The 4,365-nt window shown below is 56.7% G+C and carries 6 protein-coding genes; all 6 read left to right on the top strand.

Annotated elements, in window-relative coordinates:
• Window positions 1-739 (top strand): flagellar motor protein (locus tag M0974_RS09025; RefSeq protein WP_297835494.1); only part of this gene is annotated, 739 nt, incomplete at its 5' end.
• Window positions 740-749: 10 nt separating this feature from the next.
• Complete coding sequence (gene motD / locus M0974_RS09020; RefSeq protein ID WP_297835491.1) at window positions 750-1,637, top strand: flagellar motor protein MotD; 888 nt, start codon at window positions 750-752, stop codon at window positions 1,635-1,637.
• A 44-nt stretch (window positions 1,638-1,681) separates the two neighbouring features.
• Window positions 1,682-2,470 (top strand): ParA family protein, encoded by a 789-nt coding sequence (locus M0974_RS09015; RefSeq protein ID WP_297835489.1) that lies wholly within the window; start codon window positions 1,682-1,684, stop codon window positions 2,468-2,470.
• Between the two features lie 87 nt (window positions 2,471-2,557).
• Window positions 2,558-3,397, top strand: a complete 840-nt coding sequence (locus tag M0974_RS09010) for a CheW domain-containing protein (RefSeq protein ID WP_297835487.1) — start codon at window positions 2,558-2,560, stop codon at window positions 3,395-3,397.
• 55 nt (window positions 3,398-3,452) lie between these two features.
• Window positions 3,453-3,932: a chemotaxis protein CheW gene (locus M0974_RS09005; RefSeq protein ID WP_297835485.1), complete on the top strand. Its 480-nt coding sequence runs from the start codon at window positions 3,453-3,455 to the stop codon at window positions 3,930-3,932.
• The gene (locus tag M0974_RS09000) at window positions 3,933-4,337 is read left to right on the top strand and encodes a DUF2802 domain-containing protein (protein ID WP_297835484.1); all 405 of its coding nucleotides are present in this window, start codon (window positions 3,933-3,935) and stop codon (window positions 4,335-4,337) included.
• The last annotated feature ends 28 nt before the right edge of the window (window positions 4,338-4,365 follow it).

Genomic DNA, 4,365 nt, shown 5'->3' with positions numbered 1-4,365 from the left:
GGATGTATTGAGCCTTATCGGCCTCATCCTCGCGTTTGTCGCCATTATCGGCGGCAACTTCCTCGAAGGCGGCAATCTATCGGCGCTGCTCAACGGTCCCGCGGCCTTGATCGTAATCGGCGGTACGCTCGCGGCATCGCTGTTACAAGCGCCAATGAGTGCGTTCATGCGCGCCATTCAAATCTTGATCTGGATCCTCTTTCCACCACGCATTGATCTGCCTGGCGGTATTGATCGTGTCGTTAACTGGAGCCTGACCGCGCGCAAAGAAGGTTTGCTCGGGTTGGAGTCCATTGCCGACGCAGAGCCCGATAAGTACGCACGCAAAGGTTTGCAACTGCTGGTCGACGGTGCCGAGCCGGAAGCAATCCGGAGCATTCTGGAAGTGGATTTCATCACTCAGGAAACCCGTGATATCCAGGCGGCAAAAGTGTTTGAGAGCATGGGCGGTTACGCGCCTACGATCGGTATCATCGGCGCGGTGATGGGCCTGATCCATGTCATGGGCAACTTGGCTGATCCTAGCCAACTGGGCAGCGGGATCGCTGTGGCGTTCGTCGCTACGATTTACGGCGTTGCGTCGGCCAACCTGATTCTGCTGCCTATCGCCAACAAGCTCAAAGCTGTTGCTATACGCCAGTCGCGTTATCGCGAAATGCTGCTTGAGGGCATTTTGTCCATCGCTGAAGGTGAAAATCCGCGTTCCATCGAGTTGAAGCTGCAAGGCTTCATGGAGTGATGCAGTAGTCATGGCCCGTCGTCGTCGAGTTGAAGAACACGAAAATCACGAACGTTGGCTGGTGTCCTACGCGGACTTCATCACCTTGCTGTTCGCGTTTTTTGTGGTCATGTACTCGATTTCTTCGTTGAACGAAGGCAAGTACAAGGTGCTTTCCCAAGCCTTGATCGGTGCGTTCAACGAGCCTGATCGCAGCCTCAAGCCGATCCCCATCGGTGATGAAAAGCCACTAACCATCATGCCGTCCGAGCCACTGATCAAGGACAGTGAAGAAGTCGATGCGGGACTTGCTCAGTCTTCGATCACTCCTCTTCAGGCCATTGCCGACCAAGTGAGCGAGGCCTTCGGAGACTTGATCAAATCCAATCAAATGACGATTCGTGGTAACGAGTTGTGGATTGAGATCGAGCTTAATTCGAGCTTGTTGTTTGGCAGCGGCGATGCCATGCCCAGTGACATGGCGTTTAATCTTATTGAAAAAGTCGCGAAAATCCTCAGTCCATTCGATAACCCGGTGCATGTCGAAGGGTTTACCGACGACCAGCCGATTCGCACGGCTCAGTACCCGACGAACTGGGAATTGTCGTCGGCGCGGGCGGCGAGCATCGTGCGCATGTTGGCGATTGACGGGATTAACCCGGCGCGTATGGCGTCGGTGGGCTACGGCGAGTTTCAGCCAGTGGCCTCCAATACCACCGCAGAGGGGCGCGCCCACAACCGGCGTGTGGTGTTGGTGATTTCTCGCAACCTGGAAGTTCGACGTAGCCTCACCGGTTCTGGCAGTGCCAACGCTAAACCGGATGCCGCGTTGAAGCGTGCTGGCACACAAACTGCACCGCCTCCAGGAACAAAGCCGGTGCGTACAAGCGCCGTCAATTCTCCGTCACCCGCCCTGTAGCCAATCTCGGCAGTTCAACGAAATGCCGGGAGGAAAAAAGCATAATGAGAGTTTGGGCAGTAGCCAATCAAAAAGGTGGCGTCGGTAAAACTACTTCTGCCATCGCTTTAGCCGGTTTGCTGGCAGAGGCGGGCAAGCGTGTGGTCGTGGTCGACCTGGACCCCCATGGCTCCATGACCAGCTACTTTGGGCACAATCCCGACACCCTTGAGCACAGCGCCTACGACTTGTTTTTGCATAAGGGGACGGTGCCCGATGGGCTGCCGGGTCAACTGCTGCTGCCGACCAGCGATCAGCGTATTTCCCTGATGCCGTCCAGCACCGCGTTGGCGGTATTGGAGCGTCAATCACCCGGGCAGAGTGGTCTCGGACTGGTGATCGCCAAAAGCCTGACACAGCTGTGGCAAGATTTTGATTACGCGATCATCGACAGCCCGCCGTTGCTCGGTGTGTTGATGGTCAACGCATTGGCGGCTAGCCAGCAATTGGTGATCCCGGTGCAGACCGAATTTCTCGCCGTCAAAGGCCTGGAGCGGATGGTCAATACCTTGGCGATGATCAATCGTTCGCGCAAAGTCGCACTGCCTTACACCATCGTGCCGACCTTGTTTGACCGCCGCACACAGGCGTCCATGGGGACGTTGAAGGTGTTGCGCGACAGCTACCCGGAACATATCTGGAAAGCCTACGTGCCCATTGATACGCGGTTACGTGACGCCAGTCGTGCTGGCATGACACCGTCGCAGTTCGACAACAAAAGCCGGGGAGTGCTGGCGTATCGCGCACTGCTCAAAGACCTGCTGTTGCAACAACTTGTCGCGCAGGTCGCTTGAGGTGTTTATGGGCCAATTATGGACAGATTCAAGTCGGGTGCCAGCTCAGCCGATAACCAGTAAAGGTCATATTTTTGGATCTGAGTCATGAACCGCCCCGTTGATATCGCAACACGGCCACAACTGGCGTTGCAGTCTTATCTGGATGCGTTGCTGCAAGACGCCACGGAAGAACTGACGCTTGATGTTGGTCTGGACGAGTTTCAGGCTGCGGTGCTTGAGGAGCAGGCGCGCGATGCATTGGCGCGTGTGGCATTGACCGTGGAGCCGGTGGCAGTCCCCGTTGCGGCGCCGGTTGATGTTGTTGCCGAGGTAGTGGTGCCCACGCCGTTAGCGTGGGTGCCGAAGGTCATCGAGGCGGAGCCGGTCATCGAGCGCGCGGTGGCGTTAGTCGAGCCTGTGGTGGAGGTGTACCTTCCTTCGGGTCGCGGCACGCCACCGCCGTCGAAGGATGGCCGACCTGCCTGGGCCGCCGAGCCGTTCGAGTGCCTGTTGTTCGATGTCGCCGGTTTGACGTTGGCAGTGCCGTTGGTGTGCCTGGGTTCTATCTATTCGCTGGCAGGCACTGAGCTGACACCACTGTTTGGTCAGCCAGACTGGTTTCTGGGTATTTTGCAGAGCCAGGCCGGCAACTTGAAAGTACTCGACACAGCGCGCTGGGTCATGCCGGACCGCTACCGCGATGATTTCCGGCAGGGGCTGCAATACGTTATTTCGGTTCAAGGTTATGAGTGGGGGTTGGCTGTGCATCAGGTCAGCCGCTCGTTGCGCCTGGACCCCAACGAAATCAAATGGCGCAGCCAGCGCGGCCAGCGTCCCTGGTTGGCGGGCACAGTGATTGAACACATGTGTGCACTGCTGGATGTTTCCGAATTGGCCGAGCTGATAGCCAGTGGCGCGGTCAAGCAGATGGGCGTTATCAAATAATCATAGGGCGGCGCTCAGTGCCGTCTGTACAGCAAACACTTGAGGGGTTAGGGGTATGAATAAGTCGTCAGCGCAAGGTTCCGAAGATCCTATCCTGCAGTGGGTTACCTTCAAACTGGACAACGAGTCATACGGCATCAACGTGATGCAGGTTCAGGAAGTGCTGCGTTATACCGAAATCGCACCGGTTCCTGGTGCTCCGAGCTATGTGCTGGGGATCATCAACCTGCGCGGTAATGTTGTGACGGTGATCGACACCCGCCAGCGTTTCGGCCTGAGCCCGGTTGAAGTCAGCGACAACACCCGTGTGGTGATCATCGAAGCCGACAAGCAAGTGGTCGGGATTTTGGTCGACAGTGTGGCTGAAGTGGTTTACCTGCGTCAGTCTGAAGTTGAAACTGCACCGAACGTGGGCAATGACGAGTCGGCCAAGTTTATCCAGGGCGTGTGCAACAAGAACGGTGAACTGCTGATTCTGGTTGAGCTGGATAAAATGATGTCCGAAGAAGAATGGTCGGATCTGGAGAACATCTGATTGATTTTTGAGGCTGCGGTAATTTTTTTGGGCATCCTCTGGGTGCTCTCGTTGACGCTGTTTCTGTCGTACGCCAAGCGCCAGCGGTTGGTTGTGACGCAGCAGGCCGAAGGCGATGCTGCGCGCGATCAACGCATCCGGGAGCTGGCCAGACGCCTGGATAACTACCAGAACGGTACGGTTCGCATGGGCGAGGATTTGCACGAACTGCGTGCGGTCGTCGCGCCGTTGCCGGATAAATTGAGCCAGCTCGAGCAGCGCGATCCTTCTACATTGTCTTTCGCCCAGGCAGCCCGATTGGTGGGTATGGGGGCGAGTGTTGATGAGCTTACCCAATCTTGTGGGTTGACCCAGGCAGAGGCTCAGTTGATGAGCAAGATGCATGAGTCGCCGCGTCGGGGTTAAGGAAATGAAGGCCCTGCGGGCCTGCTGT

This window comes from Pseudomonas sp., assembly GCF_026224925.1.
Taxonomy (GTDB): Bacteria; Pseudomonadota; Gammaproteobacteria; order Pseudomonadales; family Pseudomonadaceae; genus Aquipseudomonas.
This window is presented reverse-complemented; position numbering and strand designations above follow the sequence as displayed.